Source organism: Hylemonella gracilis str. Niagara R, assembly GCF_000600295.1.
Taxonomy (GTDB): domain Bacteria; phylum Pseudomonadota; class Gammaproteobacteria; order Burkholderiales; family Burkholderiaceae_C; genus Hylemonella; species Hylemonella gracilis_A.
Genome location: NZ_JEMG01000001.1, coordinates 2,359,833 through 2,385,224, shown reverse-complemented (window position 1 = coordinate 2,385,224; position 25,392 = coordinate 2,359,833). Strand labels below are relative to the sequence as shown.

Annotated in this window: 22 protein-coding genes; 12 read left to right on the top strand and 10 right to left on the bottom strand. The window is 65.1% G+C overall.

Translation table 11 applies throughout. The features are described 5' to 3' along the window. Positions 1-62 precede the first annotated feature (62 nt). Positions 63-1,487: a tetratricopeptide repeat protein gene (locus AZ34_RS11025; RefSeq protein WP_035608033.1), complete on the bottom strand. Its 1,425-nt coding sequence runs from the start codon at positions 1,485-1,487 to the stop codon at positions 63-65. A gap of 107 nt (positions 1,488-1,594) precedes the next feature. Here AZ34_RS11025 and AZ34_RS11020 point away from each other — a divergent pair, with 107 nt between their 5' ends. Beyond that, positions 1,595-2,080: a RidA family protein gene (locus tag AZ34_RS11020; protein WP_051509704.1), complete on the top strand. Its 486-nt coding sequence runs from the start codon at positions 1,595-1,597 to the stop codon at positions 2,078-2,080. A 40-nt stretch (positions 2,081-2,120) separates the two neighbouring features. Here AZ34_RS11020 and AZ34_RS11015 read toward each other — a convergent pair whose 3' ends face one another. Next, positions 2,121-3,092 (bottom strand): LysR substrate-binding domain-containing protein, encoded by a 972-nt coding sequence (locus AZ34_RS11015; protein WP_051509703.1) that lies wholly within the window; start codon positions 3,090-3,092, stop codon positions 2,121-2,123. A 78-nt stretch (positions 3,093-3,170) separates the two neighbouring features. On the opposite strand from AZ34_RS11015, the gene AZ34_RS11010 reads away from it, so the two are divergent. Next, on the top strand, positions 3,171-4,151 hold the full coding sequence (locus tag AZ34_RS11010; RefSeq protein WP_197026534.1) for a DMT family transporter: 981 nt from the start codon (positions 3,171-3,173) through the stop codon (positions 4,149-4,151). A gap of 87 nt (positions 4,152-4,238) precedes the next feature. Here AZ34_RS11010 and folD read toward each other — a convergent pair whose 3' ends face one another. The 3 genes from folD to AZ34_RS10995 form a co-directional block, all read right to left on the bottom strand. Further along, a complete protein-coding gene (gene folD / locus AZ34_RS11005; protein WP_035608031.1) occupies positions 4,239-5,090 on the bottom strand; it encodes a bifunctional methylenetetrahydrofolate dehydrogenase/methenyltetrahydrofolate cyclohydrolase FolD in 852 nt (283 codons plus the stop codon). 74 nt (positions 5,091-5,164) lie between these two features. Next, entirely contained in the window at positions 5,165-5,791 is a 627-nt protein-coding gene (locus AZ34_RS11000; protein ID WP_035608029.1) for a response regulator transcription factor, read from the bottom strand. After that, positions 5,788-8,493 (bottom strand): PAS domain S-box protein, encoded by a 2,706-nt coding sequence (locus AZ34_RS10995; protein WP_035608027.1) that lies wholly within the window; start codon positions 8,491-8,493, stop codon positions 5,788-5,790. The genes AZ34_RS11000 and AZ34_RS10995 overlap by 4 nt, the downstream gene beginning before the upstream one ends. A gap of 299 nt (positions 8,494-8,792) precedes the next feature. On the opposite strand from AZ34_RS10995, the gene aceE reads away from it, so the two are divergent. The 6 genes from aceE (at position 8,793) to AZ34_RS10965 (ending at position 18,892) form a co-directional block, all read left to right on the top strand. Next, on the top strand, positions 8,793-11,522 hold the full coding sequence (gene aceE, locus AZ34_RS10990) for a pyruvate dehydrogenase (acetyl-transferring), homodimeric type (protein WP_051509700.1): 2,730 nt from the start codon (positions 8,793-8,795) through the stop codon (positions 11,520-11,522). A 30-nt stretch (positions 11,523-11,552) separates the two neighbouring features. Beyond that, positions 11,553-12,908, top strand: a complete 1,356-nt coding sequence (gene aceF, locus AZ34_RS10985) for a dihydrolipoyllysine-residue acetyltransferase (protein WP_035608025.1) — start codon at positions 11,553-11,555, stop codon at positions 12,906-12,908. 20 nt (positions 12,909-12,928) lie between these two features. Further along, complete coding sequence (gene lpdA, locus AZ34_RS10980; RefSeq protein ID WP_035611521.1) at positions 12,929-14,737, top strand: dihydrolipoyl dehydrogenase; 1,809 nt, start codon at positions 12,929-12,931, stop codon at positions 14,735-14,737. A 224-nt stretch (positions 14,738-14,961) separates the two neighbouring features. Continuing rightward, on the top strand, positions 14,962-15,483 hold the full coding sequence (locus AZ34_RS10975) for a sigma-70 family RNA polymerase sigma factor (protein ID WP_035608023.1): 522 nt from the start codon (positions 14,962-14,964) through the stop codon (positions 15,481-15,483). Continuing rightward, positions 15,476-16,408, top strand: a complete 933-nt coding sequence (locus tag AZ34_RS10970) for a FecR family protein (RefSeq protein ID WP_035608021.1) — start codon at positions 15,476-15,478, stop codon at positions 16,406-16,408. Before AZ34_RS10975 ends, AZ34_RS10970 begins: the two co-directional genes overlap by 8 nt. Positions 16,409-16,654: 246 nt before the next feature. Then, positions 16,655-18,892 carry a TonB-dependent siderophore receptor gene (locus AZ34_RS10965; RefSeq protein ID WP_231495512.1) on the top strand — a complete coding sequence of 746 codons (2,238 nt, stop codon included), beginning with the start codon at positions 16,655-16,657 and terminating at the stop codon, positions 18,890-18,892. A gap of 27 nt (positions 18,893-18,919) precedes the next feature. On the opposite strand, the gene AZ34_RS10960 is transcribed toward AZ34_RS10965, so the two are convergent. After that, positions 18,920-19,966: an alpha/beta fold hydrolase gene (locus AZ34_RS10960; protein WP_051509699.1), complete on the bottom strand. Its 1,047-nt coding sequence runs from the start codon at positions 19,964-19,966 to the stop codon at positions 18,920-18,922. A gap of 120 nt (positions 19,967-20,086) precedes the next feature. Continuing rightward, the gene (locus AZ34_RS10955; RefSeq protein ID WP_051510149.1) at positions 20,087-20,626 is read right to left on the bottom strand and encodes a C40 family peptidase; all 540 of its coding nucleotides are present in this window, start codon (positions 20,624-20,626) and stop codon (positions 20,087-20,089) included. Positions 20,627-20,708: 82 nt separating this feature from the next. On the opposite strand from AZ34_RS10955, the gene AZ34_RS10950 reads away from it, so the two are divergent. From AZ34_RS10950 to AZ34_RS10940, 3 genes are all read left to right on the top strand, one after another. Next, the gene (locus tag AZ34_RS10950; RefSeq protein ID WP_035608019.1) at positions 20,709-21,710 is read left to right on the top strand and encodes an MDR family oxidoreductase; all 1,002 of its coding nucleotides are present in this window, start codon (positions 20,709-20,711) and stop codon (positions 21,708-21,710) included. A 25-nt stretch (positions 21,711-21,735) separates the two neighbouring features. Beyond that, positions 21,736-22,383 carry an isochorismatase family protein gene (locus tag AZ34_RS10945; protein WP_035608017.1) on the top strand — a complete coding sequence of 216 codons (648 nt, stop codon included), beginning with the start codon at positions 21,736-21,738 and terminating at the stop codon, positions 22,381-22,383. Positions 22,384-22,448: 65 nt separating this feature from the next. Beyond that, entirely contained in the window at positions 22,449-23,144 is a 696-nt protein-coding gene (locus AZ34_RS10940; RefSeq protein WP_081767177.1) for a DUF1566 domain-containing protein, read from the top strand. 82 nt (positions 23,145-23,226) lie between these two features. Here the strand turns inward: AZ34_RS10940 and AZ34_RS10935 are convergent, their stop codons facing one another. Continuing rightward, positions 23,227-23,925 carry a fumarylacetoacetate hydrolase family protein gene (locus AZ34_RS10935; RefSeq protein WP_035608015.1) on the bottom strand — a complete coding sequence of 233 codons (699 nt, stop codon included), beginning with the start codon at positions 23,923-23,925 and terminating at the stop codon, positions 23,227-23,229. A 13-nt stretch (positions 23,926-23,938) separates the two neighbouring features. Further along, a complete protein-coding gene (locus tag AZ34_RS10930) occupies positions 23,939-24,238 on the bottom strand; it encodes an antibiotic biosynthesis monooxygenase family protein (protein WP_035608013.1) in 300 nt (99 codons plus the stop codon). Positions 24,239-24,309: 71 nt separating this feature from the next. On the opposite strand from AZ34_RS10930, the gene pgeF reads away from it, so the two are divergent. After that, positions 24,310-25,122 (top strand): peptidoglycan editing factor PgeF, encoded by an 813-nt coding sequence (gene pgeF / locus AZ34_RS10925; protein WP_035608011.1) that lies wholly within the window; start codon positions 24,310-24,312, stop codon positions 25,120-25,122. Here pgeF and AZ34_RS10920 read toward each other — a convergent pair. After that, positions 25,054-25,368 (bottom strand): hypothetical protein, encoded by a 315-nt coding sequence (locus AZ34_RS10920; protein WP_035608009.1) that lies wholly within the window; start codon positions 25,366-25,368, stop codon positions 25,054-25,056. The two genes, pgeF and AZ34_RS10920, sit on opposite strands and share 69 nt — an antisense overlap. Positions 25,369-25,392 lie beyond the last annotated feature (24 nt).

The following is a 25,392-nucleotide window of genomic DNA, read 5'->3' as shown; positions in this document are numbered from 1 at the left end:
TGCGCCTATGGCCTTCATAGTGCAGGCCGTCCCTGGCAACCCGCCAGCAGGGCGGGTTCGGATCAGTGCCTGCCAGCCCGACCCCGCAAGGCCTGCGCGACCTGGGCCACGACGCTGTCCCAGTCGCCCATTGCCGGCTGGCGAAACAGGCGCAGCACGCCCGGGTACCAGGGCGAGTCTTCCCGCTCCTTGAACCAACGCCAGTCCGGCAGGTACCAGGGCAGCAGCAACCAGCAGGGCTGTCCCAGAGCACCGGCCAAGTGGGCCACGGCGGTGTCCACGGTGATCACCAGGTCCAGTTGGGCGATGACGGCGGCGGTGTCGGCAAAGTCGACCAGATCGCCCCCCAGCGGCGTCAGAGGCAGTTCTTGCGGCGGTGTGGTGGCTTCGTTTTCACCCGCGCCTTTTTGCAGGCTGTAGAACACCACGCCGGTAGTCTGGCCGAGCGGCGCGAGCGTGGCCAGGCTGGGCAGGGAGCGTTCGGTGTCGTTCTCGAAATTGACGTTGCCTTTCCAGACCAGGCCGACTTTGAGCACGCCCGGTGGCGCGGCCAATCGCGGCGCCCAGTGCGCCACGCGTGCCGGATCGGCATGCAGATAGGGCAGGGTGGCCGGTATGGTGTCCGGCCGGGTTGCGAAGAGGTAGGGCAGGCTCAGGGGTGGAACCCAGTAGTCGAAGTGTGGCGCCTCGCCGTCGGTGCCCTCGGGCAGGTCCTGGTCGAACGGGATGGCCTGGTCACACCCGACCAACGTGGCGAACAGCGTGACCAGGGCCGGGTGGCAGAGCACGGTGACGCGCCGGGCGCCCGCGGCCTTGGCCAGGGCGGCGTAGCGGCAGAAGTGGATCATGTCCCCATGGCCGGCTTCCAGCGCGATCAGCAGGGAGCGGCCCTGCAACGGTTCGCCACGCCAGCGCGGGCAGGGCAGTTGCTTCGCCAGGCGCTCGGCCAGGGCGCCATGCCGGTCGCGTTGCTCCAGTCGCAGCCAGCCTTCTTCCAGGCGGCACTGGCGCAGCAGCAGATAAGCCAGGTTGTAGGCGGCGTTGCGGTGCTGGGGTTGCAGACGCAGGGCCGTGCGCAGGGTCGTCTCGGCTTCTTCATCACGGTACTGCTGGGCCAGCAGCACCCCCAGATTGCTGAGCGCGGACGTGTCGTTCGGGGCCAGCGCCAAGGCCTGGCGCAGCGCGGCTTCGGCTTCACGGAGACGTTTGCCTTGCAGCAGCAGCACTCCGTGGTTGATCCAGAGCTGAGCCTGGTCGGGCTCCAGCGCCAAGGCCTGGCGGTAATGGTGATCAGCCGCTTGAACGTCACCGGCTTCGTCCAGCGCCAGGGCCAGGTTGCCGTGCAAGGCGGCCTGCGTGGGGTCTATGGCCAGAGCAGTCCGGTAGGCCAAGGCGGCAGTGGTCAGGTCACGGGCAGCCAGAGCCTGATTGCCTCGGGTGAAGAGTTGCTCGACCGTTTCGGCCGGCGTCGCGCGTGGAGAAACCATGCCCGGATTCTGCGTGCGTGGCCGCGCCGCAAGCGAAGGAAAAACGGGGCGATATGCGCTATGGTGCCGATGGCCCAGGTGTTTGTAGCAAATAACCGGAGTGAAGCTTGACGCATCCAGACCAAGCCTATGAGGAACTGGCTTCGGCGCATGCCTTTCCCATCAACGAGGCCATCAAAATCGGTGGCCAGTACGTGCCGGTGCTGCGTGACGGTCCGCTGCTTTACGTCAGCGGGCAGATTCCGCGCATCGGCGACCAGGTGCATTTCGTGGGCATGGTCGGCAGCGGGCCCGATGCCGTCATCGACCTGGCCAGCGCGCGTCGCGCTGCTGCCATTTCCACCTTGCGTGCCCTGACCCTGGTCAAGGCGGCGCTGGGCAGCCTGGCGGCCATCCGTTCGGTGCCCCGCATCTCGGTGTTCGTGCGCAGCGCGCCGGATTTCACGCAACAGAGCGAAGTGGCCGACGGCGCCTCCGAAGCCCTGTACACGGTGCTCGGGCCGCGTGGCGTGCACACGCGGACCTCGGTGGGCGTCCTGCAATTGCCCAAGGGTGCGGCGGTGGAGATCGACTTCGTGTTCGGGGTGGAGTGATGCGGTCCGTTCCGCCTCCATCTGCCCGGCCTGTACGTCGTCAGGCCGCGAGTTCCATGGCGGTCCTGGTGTGCTGCGCATGCCAGTGCCGCACTTGCTGCCGCACGAGTTGCGCGAGCAGACGCAGGTCATCGGCGGCGGGAGTGTCCAGCGGCGTCATGCGCAGCAGGTAACGGCTGTGGCCCAGGGGCGGCAGACCATGGCGGGTCTCGTCCAGGGGCGCCAGCTCGGCGCCCAGGGCAGAACCAGCCCCATGCGATCCACCGTGCAGATGCGCCGCCGCCGTGTTCAGCGGACTGAGGCCCATGCCGGCACGCAGGGCGGCCTGCAGGCCGTGCAGGCTCTGGGTACTGAGCACGGCATGCCAGGGGCGCCCGCCCAGTTCCAGCGACTGGATGGCGGCCTGGCGGTACACGCAGCCCGGCATGAAGAGCACGAGGGGCAGGGAGGCCGAATGGGCTGCGGGCGGCTGGTAGCCCCGGGCGGCGAACCAGCGCAGGGGCTCGCTCCAGACCAACTCACAGTCCCCGGGCAAGTCGATGGGGCTGTGCACACCCGGCGGCAGCACGTCCTTGGCCACGATCAGGTCAAGCTGGCCCCGCGCGTACTGGCGTTGCAGGTGGACGGACAGATCGCAAACAGTCTCCAGCCGCACCGCCGGGCGCTGGCGCACGAAGTCCGCCAGGGTGTGCATCCAGGCCGTACCGGCGAAGTCCTCCACCACGCCCACGCGCAGCACGCGGACCGGGGCTTGGCCGCCCAGGGCGCTGGTGGCCTCGTCATGCAGGGCCAGCATGCGGCGCGCGTAAGCCAGCAGCAGTTCGCCGTCGTCTGTGAGCATGACGCCGTTGCGGTCGCGCAGCAGCAGTTGCTTGCCCGTCAGTTCCTCCAGCTTGCGCACCTGCTGGCTGACGGTGGATTGGCTGCGGTGCACGCGCATGCCCGCGCGGCCGAAGCCGCCGGTGTCCACCACGCTGGCGAAGGTGCGCAATAAATCCAGGTCCAATTGCATGATGAATCGGTTTTTCGAATGGATGGAATCCGATCATTTCATTTTACGATTCATCAAGGACTGCCTAGGATGCCGGCCATGTCTGATGTCTCTCCTGCCTCGTCCCGGTCCTCGACTTCCTCGTCTTACCTGGCCCAGGTGCTGGTTTTCTGCCTGTGCTGGAGCGCCGCCTTCCCGCTGGCCAAGCTGGGCCTGCGCGATGCGCCGCCGCTGAAGTTCCTCTGCCTGCGCTTTCTGCTCGCCTCGGTGCTGATGCTGGCTTGGGGGGCGCTGCGGGCCTGGCGTCGCGGTACGCCTTTTTTCCCGCGCGATCCGGACGCAGCCGGCCAGGCCAGCCGCTGGCGGCCCTGGGTGCTGCTGGCCGTGATCGGCCTGTGCAACAACGCCCTCTACCTGGGACTCTGTTGGTCCGGCATGCTGCATCTGTCATCGGGCCTGAGCAGCGTCATCATCAGCACCAACCCCGTCTGGGTGGCGCTGGCCGCCAGCCTCTTGCTGGGCGAGCGTTTGGACTGGCGGCGCGGCGCCGGGCTGCTGCTGTGCATGGCGGGGGTGTGCTGGATCGTCTGGCAGCGCCTCGGCCTGCGGGACGACACCACCCTGGGCGTGGTCCTGGTCAGCGCGGGAGCCTTGTCGCTGGTGGCCGGCACGATGCTTTTCAAGCGCTGGCAGCAAAGGCTGGCGCATGTGGATCTGCTGCTCAACAACGCGGTACAGGTGGGCGTGTCCGGCCTGCTGCTGATTCCCCTGGCCTTGTGGCTGGAGGCGGGCCAGGCCATCCACTGGACGCCCAGTTTTGTCTGGAGCTTCACGCTGATGGTGGGCCTGGTCTCGATCGCCGCCTACCTGCTCTGGCTGCACCTGTTGCGCACGCGCAGCGCCACCGAGGCCAGCGCCTTGCATTTCCTGATGCCGCCCTTGGGCCTGCTGATGAGCTGGCTGTCCCTGGGCGAGCCGCTGCAGGGCAGCGACTTGCTGGGCATCCTGCCGGTGGCAGGAGGGCTCTGGCTGGTGACCCGCCGCGAGCCGCGTGCCGCTCGTGCTGCAGCCATTGCCTGAGCGGGTCCCCTGAGTCGGCTGTGTGGTGTGATCGTGGGGCCTGGCTGTGTGGCGCGGTGGCTCAGCTCGCCGCGTGCCGCGCCGCTTTCAGCGCGCGGCCTTTTCGGCCGCTTCCAAGGTATTCACCAGCAGCATGGTGATGGTCATGGGGCCGACACCACCAGGCACGGGGGTGATCCAGGACGCGACTTCCTTCACACGCTCGAAATCCACGTCGCCACAGAGCTTGCCGTTTTCGTCGCGGTTCATGCCCACGTCGATGACCACGGCGCCGGGCTTGACCATGTCAGCCGTCAGCATCTTGGCCTTGCCGACGGCGGCGACGATCACGTCGGCCTGCAGGGTCTGGGCCTTAAGGTCTTTCGTGGCGCTGTGGCAGATGGTGACGGTGGCGTTCTTGCCCAGCAGCATCAGCGCCATGGGTTTGCCGACGATGTTGCTGCGGCCGATGACCACGGCGTGTTTGCCCTTGAGCTCGTAGCCGATGTGCTCGAGCATCTTGATGCAGCCATGCGGCGTGCAAGGCCAGAAACCGGGCAGGCCCGTCATCAGCGCACCCGCGCTCGCAACATGGAAGCCGTCCACATCCTTGTCGGGCGAAATGGCTTCGATGACCTTTTGCGCGTCGATGTGGGCGGGCAACGGCAGTTGCACCAGGATGCCGTGGATGCTCGGGTCGGTGTTCAGCGCGGCGATGCGGGCCAGCAGGTCAGCCTCGCTCAGCGTGGCTTCGTATTTTTCCAGCACGGAGTGGAAGCCGCTGTCCTCACAGGCCTTGACCTTGTTGCGCACATAGACCTGGCTGGCGGGATTGTCACCGACGAGGACCACGGCCAGGCCGGGCTGTCGCCCGCGCGCGCTCAGCGCGGCGGCGCGCTGGGCCACCTCGCTGCGGAGCTGTTTGGAAAGGGCAAGGCCGTCGATCAGTTGTGCGGTCATGGTGGTGGCGTGTGGTGTCAAAGTGAAAACGCCCGCTGTGCGATGGCAGCGGGCGTTGAGTGCAAAGGTGGAAATCAGGCTTTGATGGCGTTTTGTCCCAGCGCGATCTTGAGCAGGTCAGCCACGGTGTTGGCGTTGAGCTTTTCCATGATGTTGGCGCGGTGCGCCTCCACCGTCTTGATGCTGATGCCCAGGTCGTCGGCGATCTGCTTGTTCAGCCGGCCGGCGACGATGCGTTCGAGCACCTGGCTTTCGCGCGTGGTGAGTTTGGCCAGCAGGGCGTCGCGATCGGCGGCCAGCTGGTATTCGCTGAAGGCGGCACGGGCGCGGTCCAGCATGCGCTCCACCAGGTCCAGCAACTGGGCTTCGTTGAAGGGCTTCTGGATGAAGTCCATCGCGCCTTTTTTCATGGTGTCCACCGCCATGGGCACGTCGCCATGGCCGGTGATGAAGACGATGGGCAGGGGAGAATGTTTTTCGAGCAGCCTGTTCTGCAGTTCCAGGCCGGTCATGCCGTCCATGCGGATGTCGGCGATCAGGCAGGCGACCTCGCGCGGGTCGTAGCGGGAAAGAAAGGACTCGGCTGAATCGAAGCAGCGCACCCGGTAGTCCTTGCCCTCGAGCAGCCATTGCAGGGAATCGCGCACCGCCTCGTCGTCATCCACGACATACACGGTGCCTTTCTTGGGGATCAAGCTCATGTTCTTATCCTGTCATCTTCCTGGGTCGTCGGCGATGGCGGTCTGTCTCCGCGTGTTGTTGTTGCTTCTCGGGCAGGCTCCGGCTCCAAGGGCAGCCAGAAGGAGAAGCGGCAACCCACGACCTCCGGCGTCTCCGTTCCTGCCTGCGGGCCATTGTAGAGGTTCTCCGCCCGCATCCGTCCCTGGTGGGACTCGACGATGGAGCGGCACAGCGACAGGCCGATGCCCATGCCGCCGGCCTTGGTGGTGTGGAAGGCTTCGTAGAGGTGGTCCATCATTTCCGGCGCGATGCCGTGGCCGCGGTCCGTGACAATGAATTCAACCACCGGCCTGCCCTCAAGTTCGGCTGCCTGGACCTGCAGATCAATGCGCCGTTGGGGCAGGGCGCGCCGCGCCTGGACAATGGCCTCGGCCGCGTTCTTGAGCAGATTGATCAGCACCTGCTCGATGAGGATGGGGTCCACCATCAGCGGAGGCAGGTTCTCGTCGATCTGGCGGGTCAGGCGCACGTTGTTGCGACGCAGCTCGATCTCCGCCAGTTCGATGGCTTCGTCCACCAAGTCACCGGCTTCGAAAGCCACGCGCTTGGGTTCGCTGCGCTTCACGAAGGCGCGGATGCGCTGGATGATCTGTCCGGCGCGTTGGGCCTGGCGCGATGTCTTGTCGAGCGCGCCCAGCAGGTCCTCCTCGGTGATCTGGCGGGACTGAATGCGCGAAACCATGCCGTTGCAGTAGTTGGTGATGGCGGCCAGCGGCTGGTTCAGCTCGTGCGCGATGCTGGAGGCCATTTCACCCATGGTGATCAAGCGGTTGGCGGTCTGCGCCCGCTCGGCCTGGGCGGCCGCTTGTTCCTCGGCCCGGCGGCGCGGCGTGATGTCGGTGGCGATGACCATCTGCGCCAGGCGACCGTCCACCCAGGTCAGGTAACGGGTACGCACCTCCAGCCACTTGTCCAGGGTCTCGACGTGGATTTCGGCGTTCTCCGCCTCGACCGGGTCATCGACCGCGTCCAGCAGGCTGCTGGCGGGCAGGCCCGCCATGTCGTCCACTGCATCTTGGTTGTCCCGGTCGCGGGCGGCGGCGCCGGCGGGCGTGTCCATGCCGCCGTGGCCGGCCTGGCTGGAGAGCTGGACATGGCCCTGGTTCTGGTCGCCGAACCAGAGCCGGTACATCTTGTTGGCGAACAGCAGTTCGCCGCCGCCCAGGGGGGCGACCGAGACCGAGGCGTCCAGGGCCTCGAGCACGGTGGTGAAGCGCTCGTAGGACGCGTAGAGCTGTTCGCGCACGCGATTCGGCTCGGTGATGTCCGTCATCGAGGTCATCCAGCCGGTCTGCTGGCCGTTGGCGTCGATCAAGGGCGAGACGTGGATGCGCGCGTCGAACAGCGAGCCGTCCTTGCGCTGGATGCGCACCTGCAGGCCACTGGAGGTGATGCGGCCCTGCAACTCGTCTTCCAGCCTGGCTGCCAGCAGCTCATGGGAATCTTCCGGCCAGAAAGGGAAGGGCGGCATGGCGCCCACCAGTTCCTGCTCGCTCCAGCCCGTCATCTGGCAGAAGGCAGCGTTGACATAGGTGATGCGACCCTGTGGGTCGAGCGCGCGCATGCCCGTGGGCATGGAGTTTTCCATCGCACGGCGAAAGCTGGTTTCAAGCAGCAGCGCACGCTGGGCCTGCACGCGTCGGCGGGTGTGTCGCCAGTTGGCGATCAGCATCCAGGCCGTCATCACGCTCAGCACCGTCACCAGCCAGAACAGGCTGCTGCCGATCAGGCCTTGCGAGGCCCGGTAGGCCTGGGCGTGCAGCATCAGGCCCGTGCCAGCCGGGGACACCAGCACCTGCTGCTCCGCCTGTCCTGCCCAGCCCAGCCAAGCCGTGAGCCCGTTGCCGCCGGTGGGTGCCTTTGGGCGGGGCACGCGGCTGCCGGCCAGCACCTGGCCGGTGGCATTGCGCAGCGAGGTGGCGTAGCGCGCGGAGACATCGGCCGAGATGCTGTAGTCGTAGAGCGCGTCGATGGAGTACTCGGCCAGCAGCACACCGCCAAAGCGGCCCTGGATCTGCAGCGGCAGGAAGAGGCTGAGCCAGGAGGGGCCATCGTTCGAGTGCAGCCAGGGCGCGGCGTAGGCAGGTTGGTGCAGCTCGCGCGCCCGGGTGTAGGCGTCGAGGCTGCCCTCGAGCGAGGGCGAGGCCTGGGGCACCGGCTGGGCGGTGAGTGCCTGGGCGGCGGGTCCGTAGCCCTGGCTGGCGCGCAATCGAAAGCGTTCGCCGGACTGCGCGTCCGCTGACGACCCGGCGCGGGTTCGGGCAGGTGTGATCCAGCTGAGACCCTGAATTTCGGGGTAGAGGTGCAAGATTACCTCGGCCTTTTGGCGAAATTGTGTCGGGCTCAGCTCTTGGTTCGAGAGTTGCTGCGCCAGGCGCGTCAGATCTTCTTGTCGCTCCAGCAGGCGCAGACGCAGACGCTGCTGGGCATATTCCACGTCACGTCGCAGGGCTTCCTGCTCGCGTTCCATTTCCTCGATGCGCAGGTAACCCACGGCCACCACGATGGCGGTGAAGAACAACAGCACCGCCACCAGCGGCGCCAGCATGGCGTAGCGGTCCTGCCGGTGGGGGGCTTGCCGATTCCACCAATCGCGCAGGCGCTGGGGAATGGGCAGGACGCGCAACAGACCGGCGTAAAGCTTGGCGAAAGGCGAGGGCATGGGATGAAACTGGACGCAACGGGGGGACAATGGCGCTCATCGCCGGGACGATGCGATGCGCAGTGTATGCGCGCACCACGTCGGCGGGAGGGCAACTGGGCTTGGATTCCCAGGGGGAATCTGGTCCTGGTGTCACTCCAGTCGACTTAACAATTCATGTTATGGAATTGATGGTCGCAATTTGAAATCGTCATGAATTGTGCGAAACTCGCAGGCTGTTTGAAGCAGCACGCGCGGGCGGACACATTCGAGCGCGCTGGTTTTTTCCCGAACGTACGACTGATGAGAGGAGCCTCGCCATGTCAGCCCTGCCCCAGAACCGTCTTGATGCTGCCGATCTCGACAGCCAGGAAACCCTTGAGTGGAAACACGCGCTGGAAGCCGTGATCGAGCAGGAGGGCGCGGAGCGCGCCCACTTCCTGCTGGAGCAATTGCTGGAGCACGCGCGCGAGCACAGCATCGACATGCCTTTCTCGGCTACCACGGGGTATGTCAACACCATTGAACCGGATCAGGAAGCCCGTAGCCCGGGCAACCTGGAGCTCGAAGGCCGCCTGCGCGCCTACATGCGCTGGAATGCCATGGCCATGGTCGTCAAGGCTAACCGCCTGGACCCGGCCGATGGCGGTGACCTGGGTGGGCACATCAGTTCCTTCCAGTCCCTGGCCCACATGTTCGCGGCCGGTTTCAACCATTTCTGGCACGCCGACAACACGGACGAGGGCGGTACCCATGGCGGTGACCTGCTCTACATCCAGGGCCACAGCGCGCCCGGCATCTATGCCCGCGCCTTTCTGGAAGGTCGCATCTCCGAGGAACAGTTGTTGAACTTCCGCCAGGAAGTGGATGGCAAAGGTCTGTCCAGCTACCCGCACCCCAAGTTGATGCCGGAGTTCTGGCAATTCCCCACGGTGTCCATGGGCCTGGGGCCCATCATGGCCATCTACCAGGCGCGTTTCCTGAAGTATTTGCACGCCCGCGGCATTGCCGACACGAGCCAGCGCAAGGTTTGGGTCTTCTGCGGCGATGGCGAGATGGACGAGCCGGAAAGCCTGGGCGCGATCGGCCTGGCCGCGCGCGAGAAGCTGGACAACCTGGTCTTCGTCGTCAACTGCAACCTGCAGCGCCTGGACGGCCCGGTGCGTGGCAACGGCAAGATCATCCAGGAGCTGGAAGGCGAATTCCGCGGCGCGGGCTGGAACGTCATCAAGCTGATCTGGGGCAAGGAGTGGGACGCGCTGCTGGCCAAGGACAAGGACGGCGTGCTGCGCAAGGTCATGATGGACACCCTGGACGGCGACTACCAGGCCTTCAAGGCGAATGACGGTGCCTACGTGCGCAAGAACTTCTTCGGTCGTGATCCGCGCACGCTGGAGATGGTGTCGCACATGAGTGACCAGGAAATCTGGAACCTGCGTCGTGGCGGACACGACGCACAGAAGGTCTACGCGGCCTTCCACAAGGCGCACACCACCACCGGCGGCCCCACCGTGCTGCTGGTCAAGACCGTCAAGGGCTACGGCATGGGCAAGGCGGGCGAGGGCAAGAACACCGCGCACCAGACCAAGAAGCTTGGCGCCGACGACGTGCGCTACATGCGCGACCGTTTCAACATCCCGATCCCCGACAGCGAACTGGACAAGGTGCCCTTCTACAAGCCGGCCGACGACACGCCGGAGATGAAGTACCTGCACGAGCGCCGCAAGGCCCTGGGCGGTTACCTGCCCAAGCGCCGCGCCAAGAGCACCGAGACCTTCGCCGTGCCATCCCTGGAGACCTTCAAGGCCGTGCTGGAGCCGACCGCCGAGGGGCGCGAGATTTCCACGACGCAAGCCTACGTGCGCTTCATCACGCAGCTGCTGCGTGACCAGGCTCTCGGCCCGCGCGTGGTGCCCATCCTGGTGGACGAGGCACGCACCTTTGGCATGGAAGGTCTGTTCCGCACCGTGGGCATCTACAACCCCGAGGGCCAGAAGTACACCCCGGTCGACAAGGACCAGGTGATGTACTACCGCGAGGACAAGGCCGGCCAGATCCTGCAGGAAGGCATCAACGAAGCGGGCGGCATCTGCTCGTGGATCGCCGCGGCGACGTCGTATTCGACGAACAACCGCATCATGGTGCCGTTCTACATCTATTACTCGATGTTCGGCCTGCAGCGCGTGGGCGACTTGGCCTGGGCAGCTGGAGACATGCAAGCGCGAGGCTTCCTGCTGGGAGGAACTTCGGGCCGCACCACGCTGAACGGCGAAGGTCTGCAGCACGAGGACGGTCACAGCCACGTCCTCGCCTCGACCATCCCGAACTGCGTCAGCTACGACCCGACCTTCGCGCACGAAGTCGCCGTGATCATCCACCACGGCTTGAAGCGCATGGTGGAGAAACAGGACAACGTGTTCTTCTACATCACGTTGCTCAACGAGAACTACGCCATGCCCGGGCTCAAGGCCGGCACGGAAGAGCAAATCATCAAGGGCATGTACCTGCTGCAGGAAGCCGACAAGAAGATCGCCGCCAAGAAGGGCGCGCCGCAGGTCAACCTGCTGGGATCTGGCACCATCCTGCGCGAGTCCATGTTCGCCAAGGAATTGCTCGAGAAGGACTGGGGCGTGGCCGCCAACGTGTGGAGCTGCCCGAGCTTCAACGAACTGGCCCGCGACGGCCAGGACGCCGAGCGCTGGAACCTGCTGCACCCGACCGAAAAGGCCCGTGTGCCTTTCGTGACGCAGCAATTGGAGCCGCACGCTGGCCCGGTGATTGCCTCCACCGACTATGTGAAGAACTACACCGAGCAGATCCGTCCCTACCTGCCCAAGGGCAGGACCTACAAGGTGCTGGGCACCGACGGCTTCGGCCGCAGCGATTTCCGCAGCAAGCTGCGCGAGCACTTCGAGGTCAACCGCCACTACATTGTGGTGGCCGCGCTCAAGACCCTGGCCGACGAAGGCACGGTGCCGGCGGCCAAGGTGGCCGAGGCCATCGCCAAGTACGGCATCAAGACGGACAAGATCAATCCGCTGCACGCCTGATCGCAAGCACCCACAGAGGAAGACGTAGACATGGCTCTCGTAGAAATCAAGGTACCCGACATCGGTGATTTCGAGTCGGTGGCGGTCATTGAACTGCTGGTCAAGCCTGGCGACACGGTCAAGGCGGAGCAGTCGTTGATCACGGTGGAGTCCGACAAGGCCTCGATGGAGATTCCGTCGAGCCACGCGGGCGTGGTGAAGGAACTGAAGGTCAAGATTGGCGACCAGGTCAAGGAAGGCTCGGTGGTGCTGATGCTGGAAGCTGCAGGTGCCGCCGCCGCGCCGACACCCGTCGCTCCGGCCCCTGCCGCATCCGCCCCCGTTGCCCCAGCGCCCGCGCCGGCCGCCGCGGCGACGCCGACGCCTGCGATCGCGGCCCCCGTGGCGGCACCCGTCGCATCGGCTCCCGCTGTTGCTGCGGCCGCGCACGACCCCTTGGCCCAACAGGCGAAGGTCGGCGCTCTGCCTCATGCCAGCCCCTCCATTCGCAAGCTGGCGCGTGAATTTGGCGTGCCCCTGGCCGAGGTCAAGGGCTCCGGCCCCAAGGGCCGCATCCTTGAGGAAGACGTCAAGAACTTCACCAAGGCCGTGATGAGCGGTGGCGTGCGCACCCAGGCCATGGGTACCGCGCCTGCGGGCGGTGATGGTGCTGGCCTGGGCCTGCTGCCTTGGCCCAAGGTGGACTTCGCCAAGTTCGGCCCGATCGAGCGCAAGGACTTGTCGCGCATCAAGAAGATCAGTGGCGCCAACCTGCACCGCAACTGGGTGATGATCCCGCACGTCACGAGTTACGAGGACGCGGACATCACCGAACTCGAAGCGCTGCGCGTGCAGCTCAACAAGGAAAACGAAAAGGCGGGCATCAAGTTCACGATGCTGGCTTTCGTGATCAAGGCAGCGGTTGCCGCGCTCAAGAAGTTCCCTGAATTCAACGCCAGCCTCGACGGTGACCAGTTGGTGATCAAGAACTACTGGAACATCGGCTTCGCGGCCGATACGCCCAATGGCCTGGTGGTGCCCGTGCTCAAGAACGCCGACCAGAAAGGCCTGGTGGAAATTTCCGCCGAGATGGCCGAGCTGTCCAAGAAGGCGCGCGACGGCAAGCTGGGCGCGGCCGACATGCAGGGCGGTACCTTCAGCATTTCCTCGCTGGGTGGCATTGGCACAACCTACTTCACGCCGCTGATCAATGCGCCGGAAGTGGCCATTCTGGGCCTGTCGCGCGGTGCCATGAAGCCGGTCTGGGACGGCAAGGCCTTCCAGCCGCGTCTGGTCCTGCCGCTCTCGCTGTCCTACGATCACCGCGTGATCGACGGCGCGGCCGGTGCCCGTTTCAACGCCTATCTGGCCCAGGTGCTCGGCGATTTCCGCCGCGTGCTGCTGTGATCACGGAGGGCGACACAACCATGGCACTCCTGGAAATCAAGGTACCCGACATCGGTGATTTCGAGTCGGTGGCGGTCATTGAACTGCTGGTCAAGCCTGGCGACACGGTCAAGGCGGAGCAATCGTTGATCACGGTGGAGTCCGACAAGGCCTCGATGGAGATTCCGTCGAGCCATGCGGGCGTGGTGAAGGAATTGAAGGTCAAGATCGGCGACCAGGTCAAGGAAGGCTCGGTGGTGCTGCTGTTGGAGGCCGCCGGTGTAGCGGCTGCCGCGCCTGCACCTACTGCTGCTGCTGCGCCGACGCCCGCTGCACCCGCCGCCGCGGCGGCGCCTGCCCCCGCACCCGTGGCGGCCAGCTTCGGCGGCAGCGCCGACCTCGACTGCGATGTGCTCGTGCTCGGTGGCGGCCCCGGCGGTTACTCGGCCGCCTTCCGCGCGGCCGACCTCGGTCTCAAGGTCGTGTTGGTTGAGCGCTATGCCACCCTGGGCGGTGTCTGCCTGAACGTGGGCTGCATTCCGTCCAAGGCCCTGCTGCACGTCGCGGCCGTGATGGACGAGGTCAGCCACATGGCCGACCTGGGCGTGGACTTCGGCAAGCCGGTGCTCAACATCGACAAGCTGCGCGGCCACAAGGAAAAGGTCATCGGCAAGCTGACCGGTGGCCTGGCTGCCATGGCCAAGATGCGCAAGGTCACGGTGCTGCGCGGGTATGGCTCTTTCGCGGGCGCCAACCACCTCGAAGTGGAAGAGACCTCGGGCACGGCCCAGCAAAAGACCGGCAAGAAGCAGGTCGTGGCCTTCAAGAAGGCCATTATTGCCGCCGGTTCCCAGGCCGTGCGTCTGCCTTTCATGCCTGAGGACCCGCGTGTGGTGGATTCCACGGGCGCGCTGGCCCTGAGCCAGGTGCCTAAGAAGATGCTGATCGTTGGCGGCGGCATCATCGGCCTGGAAATGGGCACGGTCTACAGCACCCTGGGCGCGCGCCTGGACGTGGTGGAGATGATGGACGGCCTGATGCAGGGCGCTGACCGTGACCTGGTCAAGGTCTGGGACAAGATGAACAAGCATCGCTTCGACAATGTGATGCTCAAGACCAAGACCGTGGGGGCGCAAGCCACCCCGCAAGGCATCAAGGTCCAGTTCGAAGGCCTGGACGGCTCCAAGAGCGAAGGCGTCTACGACCTGGTGTTGCAGGCCGTGGGTCGCACGCCCAATGGCAAGAAGATCGCGGCCGAAAAAGCCGGCATCGCCGTCACGGACCGGGGTTTCATCAACGTGGACGTGCAGATGCGCACCAACGTGCCGCACATCTTCGCCATCGGCGACATCGTGGGCCAGCCCATGCTGGCGCACAAGGCCGTGCACGAAGGGCATGTGGCGGCGGAAGTCATCGCCGGGGAACTGCAAGGCAACCCGGAACTGGCCAGCAGCGCCTTCGACGCCCGTGTGATCCCCAGCGTGGCCTACACCGACCCCGAAGTGGCCTGGGTGGGTCTGACCGAGGACCAGGCCAAGGCGCAGGGTGTGAAGGTCAAGAAGGGGCTTTTCCCCTGGACGGCCTCGGGCCGTGCCATCGCCAACGGGCGTGACGAGGGCTACACCAAGCTGCTGTTCGACGAGGAGACGCACCGCATCGTCGGCGGCGGCATTGTCGGCACGCACGCGGGCGACATGATTGGCGAGATTGCCCTGGCCATCGAGATGGGTGCTGACGCGGTGGACATCGGCAAGACCATCCACCCGCACCCCACGCTGGGCGAAAGCATCGGCATGGCGGCCGAGATTGCGCACGGCAGTTGCACGGACGTGCCGCCGCAGCGGAAATAGACACGATCCAAACGCGCGTTTCAAAACAAGCCCGGGCGGGTAACTGCCCGGGCTTTTTCTTTTTTCGTTCCAGCCTGCAGGGCGCACCGGCACTGTAAAACTCCTGGGAACAGCGTCATTGCTTCTCCGACGATTTTCGGGTTTAATTTGAGAATAATTCTCAATTAACATGGTGTGCTGCGGGCTCCCATACCCGTCAGCCGCCGTGATCTGAAGCGCGCATCGTGTCTGCAAGCCCTGTTGATCTCATCGCCGAGCTGTACAGCAGCCATCGCGGCTGGCTACAGGGTTGGCTGCGCAAGAAAGTGGGATGTCTGCATCAGGCGGCTGACATCGTGCAGGACACTTTCGTCAAGCTGCTGGCCCTTCCGCAACTGCCCGTTCTGCGCGAGCCACGCGCCTATCTGTTGGTGACGGCGAACCACTTGCTCATCAACCAGTTCCATCGGCGCAAGCTCGAGGAGGAGACCTTGCGCACGATGGCGATCCTCGCCGAGGACAATTGCATGCGCAGTCCCGAGGAGATCGCGTCGACACGCCAGTTGCTGAGCCAGACCTTGCTGCTGCTGGTGCGAGAGCTGGACGAGAAGCCGCGTCGCGCTTTCTTGATGGCGCGCGTCGACGGCATGTCGTACGCGGAGATCGCCGCCAAGCTGGACGTTTCCGAAAGCAGCGTCAAACAGTACCTGGCCAAGGTGCTGGTCCATTGCCATGCGCGTCTCCACGCGATGAACGCCCATGACTGAAACCGCGTTGTCTTCCGATCCGTTGGCGACCATCCGCAGCCGCGCCGCGGAATGGATCGTCCAGATCGAAGGGGCTGGCAGCGAGCAGGAGCGCGCCGCCCACTTGGAGGCTTGCCATGCATGGCGTGGCGAAGATGCGCGGCATGAGCAGGTATTCCAGCAGATGCAGCGCATGTGGAGCTCGGTGGATGCGCCGCCGCCACGCGGCAAGAAGGCATCGGCCGTGTTGGCCATCGCGATCCTGACATGCGTGACATGGGCATGGCTACCGACCGACCGTTGGCTGGCCGAGCAGCGCACGGCCCGGGGCGAAGTGCGACGTCTGACATTGGCCGATGGCAGCGTTCTGACGCTGGACAGCGCCACGGCGCTGGATGTGCGCATCGACGCGCACGGCAGGGTAATTCGCCTGCATGCTGGCAGGGTCTTGGCCGAAGTCGCCAAGGACGAGGCTGGTCGCGCCTTCGTGATCACGGGTCGTGACGGGACGGCGCATGCGCTGGGCACGCGCTACATCGTCGATCAACGCGACGCGGACACGCGCGTCGAGGTCTTGGAGTCCAGGGTCGCAGTGGCCAGTCGTCAGCGTCCGAACCAGTCCATCGTGTTGCAGGCGGGTGAAGGTGTCCAGTACACCGATCGCGCGCTCGGCCCGAAAACCTCCGTCCCGACGACGGCGGCATTGGCCTGGACGAACGCACGCCTGGTCTTCAATGAGGCGCCGCTGAAGCAGGTCATCGCGGAGCTGGCTCGCTATCGGCCTGGTGTCCTGACGATACAGGGCGATGAAAAGCTCCAGTCACTGCGGTTCACTGGGGTGCTGCCGCTGGACGACACCGACGCCGCCTTGCGCATCGTTGCCCAGAACCTGCAGCTCAAGATCAGCAAGCTCACCCCCTATATGGTGTGGGTGGAAGCGCCGTAAAAATTTTTCCCGTTGGGGACTGCCCGAATGCCGGTGTCACCGGTCATTGTTGGTGAGACAGCCGTTTTCACCAACTTTGAGGAGTTTTTTGTGCGCCCTGCATTCCGCCGTCCCCCGTTTTGGCTTGCCTGCCTGGCCTTGTGTTTGGGCCTCGCCGCGCCAACTTGGTCTCAGTCGTCAAGCACCGGGCAGGCCGTCTTCCAACTGCACCTCCCTGCCCAATCGCTGGACAGGGCCCTGACCGAGTTGGCCGCCAAAACCGGTCTGCTGATCGGCGCCGACAGCAGCCTGCTTTCCGGCAAGCAGGCGCCGATGCTGGAGGGCAGTTACACACCCGACGCCGCGCTGAGCAAACTGCTCGAAGGCAGTGGTCTGGAAGCCGTGCCCGGCGCCAACGGAAGCTATCAACTGCGCCAGGCGCCGCCGAGCAGGCCGCGTTCTCTGCCCGAAGTCCGTGTCTCAGCCACCGAGGGCGGCGTGGCGTATGTGGCGCCTCAAAGCGCCACGGGTACCAAGACGGGCGTGCCTCTGATCGAAACGCCGCAGTCGGTGTCCGTGATCACGGCGGATCGCATCGAAGCCATGGGTGCGTCCACGGTCAAGGATGTGCTGGCCTTCACTCCGGGCGTTGAGATCGCCCCCTACGGTACCGACTCACGCTACGACTGGATGGTCATCCGCGGCTTCGATGCCTATGCGCCTGGCTTCTATCAGGATGGCCTGCAACTGCGCAACACCGGCAATTGGGCCATCTGGCAGACCGAGAACTACGGGCTCGAACGCATTGAAATTCTGCGTGGCCCATCCTCCGTGCTCTACGGCCAGAATGGCCCAGGCGGCTTGGTCAACGTGGTCAGCAAGCAGCCGCTGGATGAAAGGCGCAATGAAATCCAGGTGCAAGCCGGTAGCCATGCGCGCAAGCAACTCGCGGGAGACTTCACCGGCCCGCTCAATGAGGATGGCTCGGTGCTGTACCGCGTGGTGGGGTTGGCGCGCGACGCGGAGATGCCGGAGGGGGGCATGCCTGATGACAGGTTCTATCTGGCGCCCTCGCTGACGCTCAAGCCGTCGGCCCAGACCTCGCTCACGCTCCTGTCCCAGATCTTGCGCAGCCGGGCCGGCACCTATGTGCGCAGCTTGCCGGAGCAGGGTTCCCTGGTGAGGACGCCGGCGGGGACAAAACTGCCGACCGACACCTACCTGAGCGAACCCGATTTCAATCGACTGAATCAAGACCAGTGGTCACTCGGGTATCTGCTGGAACACAAGCCCAGCGATCGCATGACCTTGCGCCAGAACCTGCGATACGCGCGCCTGGACATGGACTATCGACAGGTATCCTTGGGCAGCTTCGTCACCTACAACGCGGATGTCAGCGATCCCATCAACTACCGTGAAATGACGCGTAGCGTTTACGCGAGTCGGGAAAAATCGGACCTGTTCACGATCGACAACCAGGCACAGTTGGAATTCGACACGGGCGAGCTGCGACATACCCTGTTGGCTGGTTTCGATTACCAAAACGGTCGTTTTGACCAGACCAGCTATTTCAGCGGCACGGTGGACAACATCGATCTCTACAACCCCGTGCATGATGGTCTCGTGACGCTCGGCGCGCCGGACATGGACCAGCGGACCAGGCTGATACAGGCGGGTTTCTATCTGCAGGACCAGGTGAAGTGGGGGAACTGGGTGGCCACGGTGGCAGGGCGTCACGACCGCGCCACGATCGAGTTGGCTGACCATCTGAACGATACCCGTTCGTCCCAGGTTGACCGCAAGTTCAGCACTCGCGCAGGCCTGGTTTACCTGCATCCGAGTGGCTGGGCGCCGTATGCAAGTTACGCCACCTCCTTCGTCCCGAACACGACCATCAATCCGGACACGGGGGATGCCTTTGATCCGGAAACCGGGCGTCAGATCGAAGCAGGTATTCGTTACCAGCCTGTCAACCACAAGGCCATGTACAGCGCCGCGATTTTTGATTTGCGCCGCCAGGACTACGTCACCACCGATCCATCGACCAATCAGCCCAAGCAGACGGGGGAAATCGTCGTGCGTGGTCTCGAGCTCGAAGCCTTGGTGACCCCATACGCTGGCTTCAACCTGACCACGGCCTATGCCTACACGCCGAAGGCCGACGTCACCCAGAGTGAGAACCCTGCCGAAGTCGGAAAGCAGGCCACGGCAGTTGCCACACACCGTTTTTCGCTTTGGGGCGATTACAGGTTCGAAGCTGGTCTCAAGGCCGGCTTCGGGATGCGTTATGTCGGTCCGACTCGCGGCATCAACGAAAGCGCCGCGACGCAGGTTCCAGGCTACACGCTCATCGACGCGATGGTCGGGTACGACATGGATCGATGGAGCCTGGCCTTGAATGCCAGCAACCTGACTGACAAGGAATACATAGCCAATTGTGGTTACGGCAGCTGCTACTACGGCACTCAGCGACGGGTCGTGATGACCTCAATGTACCGCTGGTGAACGCTGCCCGCTGGAAAACCCGGACACTCAGGGCTTCTTGCCGTACAGGAAATCCGTCAGCAGGGCGATGAAGTACTCGGGGTCTTCCAGGTGCGGCGTGTGTCCCACGTCGGGTAGCTCGCGCAGCTGCGCGCCGGGGATGCGGGCCTGCGCGTCCTTGCCGAGCTTGGAGAAGTCGCCGTAGCCCTTGATCACATCGGCAGGGTAGTAGCGCTGGCCCGGCACCGTGCGGTCTTTCAGTCCGATGATGAGCAGGGTGGGCGCGAGCAGGCGCGGCATCTCGTTCAGGATGGGGCCTTCCAGGATCATCTGCTGCGTGCGTGCCGCCACCTGCGCGTGGCGCGGGTATTCGCTGCTCAGCTGCAAGCGTGCGAATTGCTCCACGTAGCGCTCGAAGGGGGGGCGCCAAGTGGCGAATTGGGCCTTGAGTTCCCGCCGGTAGTGGGCCGGCGTGAGCAGCATGTTCTGTCGCGCCATGGGCTCCGTGCTGACCGGGGGCAGTGTGGCGTAGTCCTCCAGCCCCATCGGATTTTCCAGGACCAGGGCGCTCACACGCTCGGAATAGCGACGGGCGAAATGCACGGCCAGCATGCCGCCCATGCCGTGGCCGATGACGGCCACTTGCGGAATCTGCAGGTGGTCCAGCAGGCGCAACGTGGCCTGGGCCTGCAGGCCAAAGCGGTATTGCATCTCCGGCTTGGAGGAGCGACCGAAACCGACCTGGTCCGGCACGACGAGGCGGTAGCCGTAGTCGCTGAGGGTGCGCAGCGTCTGTGCCCAGTAGTCACTGCTGAAATACTGGTCGTGCAGCAGCAGCAGGGTTTGACCGTTCGGGTTCTTGGGACGCACGTCCATGTAGGCCATGCGCACGGTCTCGCCTTCCAGCGCGAGCTGCAGCATGGTCACGGGATAGGGGTAGGACCAGCCTTCCAGGGTGATGCTCAGGGGCTCGGCGTTCAGGTAGCTTGGGTCGGCCGGCTGCAGGAAATTGAGCAATTGAGCGCGCGCTGGCAGCAGGGCGCAAGAAGCCAGCAGGGACGCGAGAAAAAAGTTGCGGATGGAGAGTCGAAACACGGCAAAGCTCGGTTTGAAAGAAAAAAGAATGGCGCGCAGACAGCCACTGTGGCGGGTGTGCTGGAGGCCGTGAGCATATCCCCGTGAGCGGGGCCGCAGCCCAGGGGCGCCGCAGAGGCGTTAGCTCGGCGGGCTCACGCGCCGCGCAGCGTTGAAGCGATCATCCCAGTAGCGCACGCGCATGTTCTCGATGCGCACACTGGCGCCGGCCTTGGGGGAGTGGATGAAACGATCGTCGCCCACGTAGATGCCGACGTGACTGTAGGCTTGCCCCACGGTGTTGAAGAAGACCAGGTCCCCGGGTTGCAGGTCGCGCCGGGTGATGGCGCGCGTGGCCCGGGCCTGCTGCGCTGACTGGCGCGGCAGCGTCAGTCCCCAGGTCTGCTGGTACACCGCGCGCACGAAACCGCTGCAATCGAAACCAGCGTCGTAGCTGCCGCCCCCGTAGCGGTAGGGCGTGCCCAGCGCGCCCATCGCAGCCACCACGATTTCGGCGCGGCGGTCCTCGGCACCGTCATCGGCATGGGTGTAACGATGGTCCTCATAGGATGAACGCGCCGAACTGCCCGGGCCGGCGCAGGCCTGCAGCAGGCCAACGGTGGCCAGGGTCAGCACGAAGCCGCTGAGAGTCAGCGACGGGCTGGGGGAAGTCGTGGGCATGGTGCGCGCAGGCATCCGGTTAGCATAGGGTGTTGAACCGATCCTGCCGCATTCCAAGGCTTTTTTATGAGGAGAAAAGAACATGTTCCGGGCTTTTTTGTTGGAGCAGGCCAACGGCCAGCCGCAAGGCTTCAGCGCTCGCCTGGCAACCCTTGAAGACGCGGACCTGCCGCCTCTGAACGAGGGCGACGTGACCGTGGCCGTGCAGTACTCCACGCTCAACTACAAGGACGGTCTGGCGCTCACGAACAAAGCCCCCGTGGTGCGCGCATGGCCCATGGTGCCGGGCATTGACGGTGCGGGCATGGTGCTTGAATCGCGCCACCCGGATTGGCGCGTCGGTGATGTGGTCGTCCACAACGGCTGGGGTGTCGGCGAGACCCAGTGGGGCTGCCTGGCCGAGAAAACGCGTCTGAAAGGCGCCGGGCTCGTGCGTCTGCCACTGGCCTTCTCGCCCCGTCAGGCCATGGCCATCGGCACGGCAGGCTACACCGCCATGCTGTGCGTTCTGGCCTTGGAGCAGCATGGCGCGACACCCGCAAGCGGCGAGGTGCTGGTGACGGGCGCCACCGGTGGCGTGGGCAGCGTGGCCGTCGCCCTGCTGAGTCGGCTGGGTTACCGCGTCACCGCGGCAACTGGCAAGGCGGCGCAAGCGGATTACCTCAAGGCCCTGGGTGCGAGCGCCATCATCGACCGCGCCGAACTCGCCGCGCCCGGCAAACCCTTGCAGAAGGAGCGCTGGGCCGCCGTGGTGGACGCCGTCGGCTCGCACACCCTGGTCAATGCCCTGGCCCAAACGCGTTATGGCGGTGTCGTCACCGCCTGCGGCCTGGCGCAGGGCATGGACCTGCCGGGCACGGTTGCCCCCTTCATTCTGCGCGGAGTGACGCTGGTCGGTATCGATTCGGTGATGGCGCCGTTGCCGCGGCGCCAGCGGGCCTGGGACCGGCTGGCGCGCGACCTGGACCCAGTCATGCTCGAACGCATGACCGAGGAAGTGCCGCTGTCGGCGGCGCTGGAAAAAGCCCAGCAGTTGATGGCTGGTCAGGTGCGCGGGCGCATCGTCGTCAAAATCGCGGATTAAGAAAATTTTCAGGAACAGACACAACATGCTGCTCGAACACGACGATTCCCAGCTCCTGCTGATTGACTACCAGACCAAACTGCTGCCCGCCTTGCACGAAGGCGCCCTGGCCCTGGCCAACGCCCGGCGTCTCGCCCGGATGGCGCGCCTCTTCAAGGTACCGGTTTGGCTGACTGAGGAAAATCCCCAGGGACTCGGAACCACGGACGCCGACCTGCAGGCGCTGGTGGTCCAGGCCCAACAGGCTGGCGGCGGCAAGGTCTTCCCCAAGATGAGTTTCAGCGCCGTGGCCGACGGCCTGGGCGAGCTGCTGCGTCCGCCCGCAAGGGCGCAACAGCCCCAAGGCGGCAATGCGCGCAGCCTGCCCAAACACTTGCAGAAGAAACCCGATTCCGCACCGGAGCGCGGCACCCTGGTGCTGGCGGGCTGCGAAACCCATGTCTGTCTGTTGCAGACGGCACTGGCGTTGCTGGAGGAAGAGTTCGACGTCTGGGTCGTGAGCGACGCATGTGCCTCTCGCACCGAACGCAACCGCGACGCGGCTTTCGATCGCCTGGCCGGCGCCGGCGCGGAACTGGTGACGACCGAGATGGTGGCCTTTGAATGGCTGCGCACGGCCGAGCATCCAGCCTTCGCGGAAACCTTGCGCATCGTCAAGGAAACGCTGGTATGAAGCGAGACAATACGGCGGTGTGACTGCCGCGTGGCGAACAATCGCCCGACAGAGGAGTGCCCTGCATGAACAGAATCGTCAATCCAGGATGGCCGCAGCGCAGCCGGCATCTGCTGTTTGGCCTGTTCTTGAGTCTCTGGATCGGAGGGGTGTCCGTCCAGCCTCGGGCCCAGGCGGTACCTGAGCGCATACCGCCGACCTCAGTCGACGCGTCGACACCGACGCAAGGCAAGACGTCTAACGGCCAGGCGGAGACCCAATCCGAGGGCCCAGGGGCGCAAGCCGGACCGGCCTTGATGCTCAGCGCCGACGGTGCTTACGTGCTTGACACCCAGAACAAGCTGGCCTGGCTGCGCTGCGTGGAGGGCATGACCTGGAACGGCCACAACTGCGTCGGTGAAGCGCGCCTGATGACCTACACCACCGCGCAGGCACTCGCCGCGGCAAGGGCCAAGGCCGATGGCGTGGCTTGGCGATTGCCGCGCATCCATGAACTGCGCCGCCTGAAGGAAGACGCCGCCAGCATCACCTTGTTCCCCTCCGATCCGCGCAGCTGGACCTGGAGCGGCAACGCCAGCATCAACGTCGCGCAGACCAATCCCTACAACTACGGCAACATCGCCAGCGGCAGCACCAACCAGGAAGAGCGCCTGTCCGCCCGCATGGGCTGGGCCGTGCACTTGGGCAACGGGGCGTCGCGCGGAGATGTCTCGCGCGGCACTGCGCTGGTCGTGCGCCTGGTGCGTCCTTACCAGCCCTGAACCGCTGCCGAGAGCCGGGGTAGACCTAGGTGCAGCCTCGCTGGCCTAGGTGTCGGGGTGGCGTCGCAACCGGCAGGGGAGCTCAGACCACCTGCAGGCGGATGGGTGTGAGCCCGCCTACGTGGCCTTCCAGAAGGTCGCCTGGCCGGACCGCTGCCACGCCTTCGGGGGTTCCGGTGTAGATCAGGTCACCGGGCTTGAGCAGCCAAGCCCGGCTCAGGTGCTCGATGATCTCGCCCAGGTTCCAGATCAGCTTGGAGACATCGCTGTGCTGGCGGGGCTGGCCGTTGACCGTTAGGGCGATCTCGGCGCTTTCGATCTGGGCAGCCACCGTTGCCGCAGGTGTGATGGCCCCGATGGGGCAGGCCGCCTCGAAGGTCTTGCCGATGCACCAGGGGCGCCCCAGTTTTTTCTGCTCGCCCTGCAGGTCGCGGCGTGTCATGTCCAGGCCCACGGCATAGCCCCAGATGTGCTGGCGGGCCTCGGCGGCGGGAATGTTCATGCCGCCCTGGCCGATGCAGGCCACGAGTTCGATCTCGTGCTGGAAATCCTGGGTCAGGCTGGGGTAGGGCAGTTGCGCGGTTTGTCCCGGCTCCACGACCAGGCAGCTGTCGGCCGGCTTGATGAAGAAGAAGGGCGGTTCACGGCCCGTGTAGCCCATTTCCTGGGCATGGGCCACGTAGTTGCGGCCCACGCAGTAGACGCGGTTGACCGCAAAGCGCTCGGCACGGCCGACGACGGGCACGGAGACAGGCGCGGGGGCGGGGATGACGTAAGGCATGAGGCCGATTCCTTCAACTCTTCGACAGCAGCGTGAAATGTTCCACGTGGGGTGGCTGGGCGAAGAAAGGCCCGACGATGGCGCGCCACTCGGCGAAGGCGGGAGATTGGCGGAAATGCACGGTGTGGTCTTCCAGGGTCTCCCAGAAGATCATGAGGATGTAACGCTCGGGGCTTTCCATGCCCTTGTTGATCTTGTGGCCGCGGTAGCCACGCGATTTGCTGATCACGGTGGCCAAACCACGCTGGATGGCTTCATCGAATGCGGCTTGCTGGCCGGGCTGGATGCGGATGTCGGCGAGTTCCAGAATCATGGTCTTAAGGCTCCTGCGCTCATGGCTTTTTCCGGTTTGGATGGCCCGCATTCTCGCTTATCCTGCGCGTCATGACTCCCGCTACCCGCCCTGGTCCCCATCCCGAATGGCTCAAGCCCCAATGGCCCGTGCCCGCCACCGTGCATGCCTTGTGCACCACGCGCGCGGGCGGACAATCCGCGCCGCCTTATGACAGCCTGAACCTGGGCGACCATGTCGGGGACGATGTGCTCACCGTGGGGCGCAACCGTGCCCGACTGGCCCAGGCGCTGCAAGCGCACCCAGTTTTCATGCAGCAGGTCCATGGCAACAAGGTCTTGCGGTTGGACCGATTCACCTCCCAGGGCAACGTGGCGGACGCGTGCTGGACGCAGGAGCGCGGCGTGGTCTGCACCGTGTTGATCGCTGACTGCCTGCCCGTGCTGCTGACCGACAAGCAGGGCCGCTTCGTGGCGGCCGCCCATGCGGGCTGGCGCGGTCTGTCCGGTGAGGGCGGTGATGGGGTGCTGGAAACCCTGGAGCGTGCCGTGCTGACCCAGCTGCGTACGCAGGGGCAGCGGATGCTGCCCAGCGATTTGTTGGCCTGGCTGGGGCCTTGCATCGGCCCCATGGCCTATGAGGTGGGGCCGGACGTGCGCTCCGCCTTCGAGGCCTGGGACCGCCAGGCAGCTTCCTTGTTCCGGCCCGTGCCCGGCAAGACCGGTAAGTGGTTGGCCGACCTGCCTGGGTTGGCGCGCCAGCGCCTCCACGCCCTGGGGGTGCAGCAGATTTATGGCAACAACGGCTCGGACAACTGGTGTACCGTCACCCAGCGTTCACGGTTCTTTTCGCACCGGCGTGACCGCGTCAGCGGGCGCATGGCGGCTTGCATCTGGTTGGCTTGAGGCCGGTTCGGCGCCAGACTTCGACTCCAGCGGGTTCGCGTCGGCGGCCTCGCTTTCACGCAGACGCCGCAGTTTCTTGCGCAAGGGCGTGCCCAGGATGTAGAGCAGCAGCAGCACCGGGCCCACGCCGTAGAGCACAAAGGTGACGATGGCGCCCAGCAGGCTGCCGATCGGGCTGCTGGCCTCGGCCACGGCCATCATCAGGGCCACGTAGAGCCAGGCGATCGCGATCAGGGGCAGGAACATGGCGGCTATACCCGAGGAAGGAAG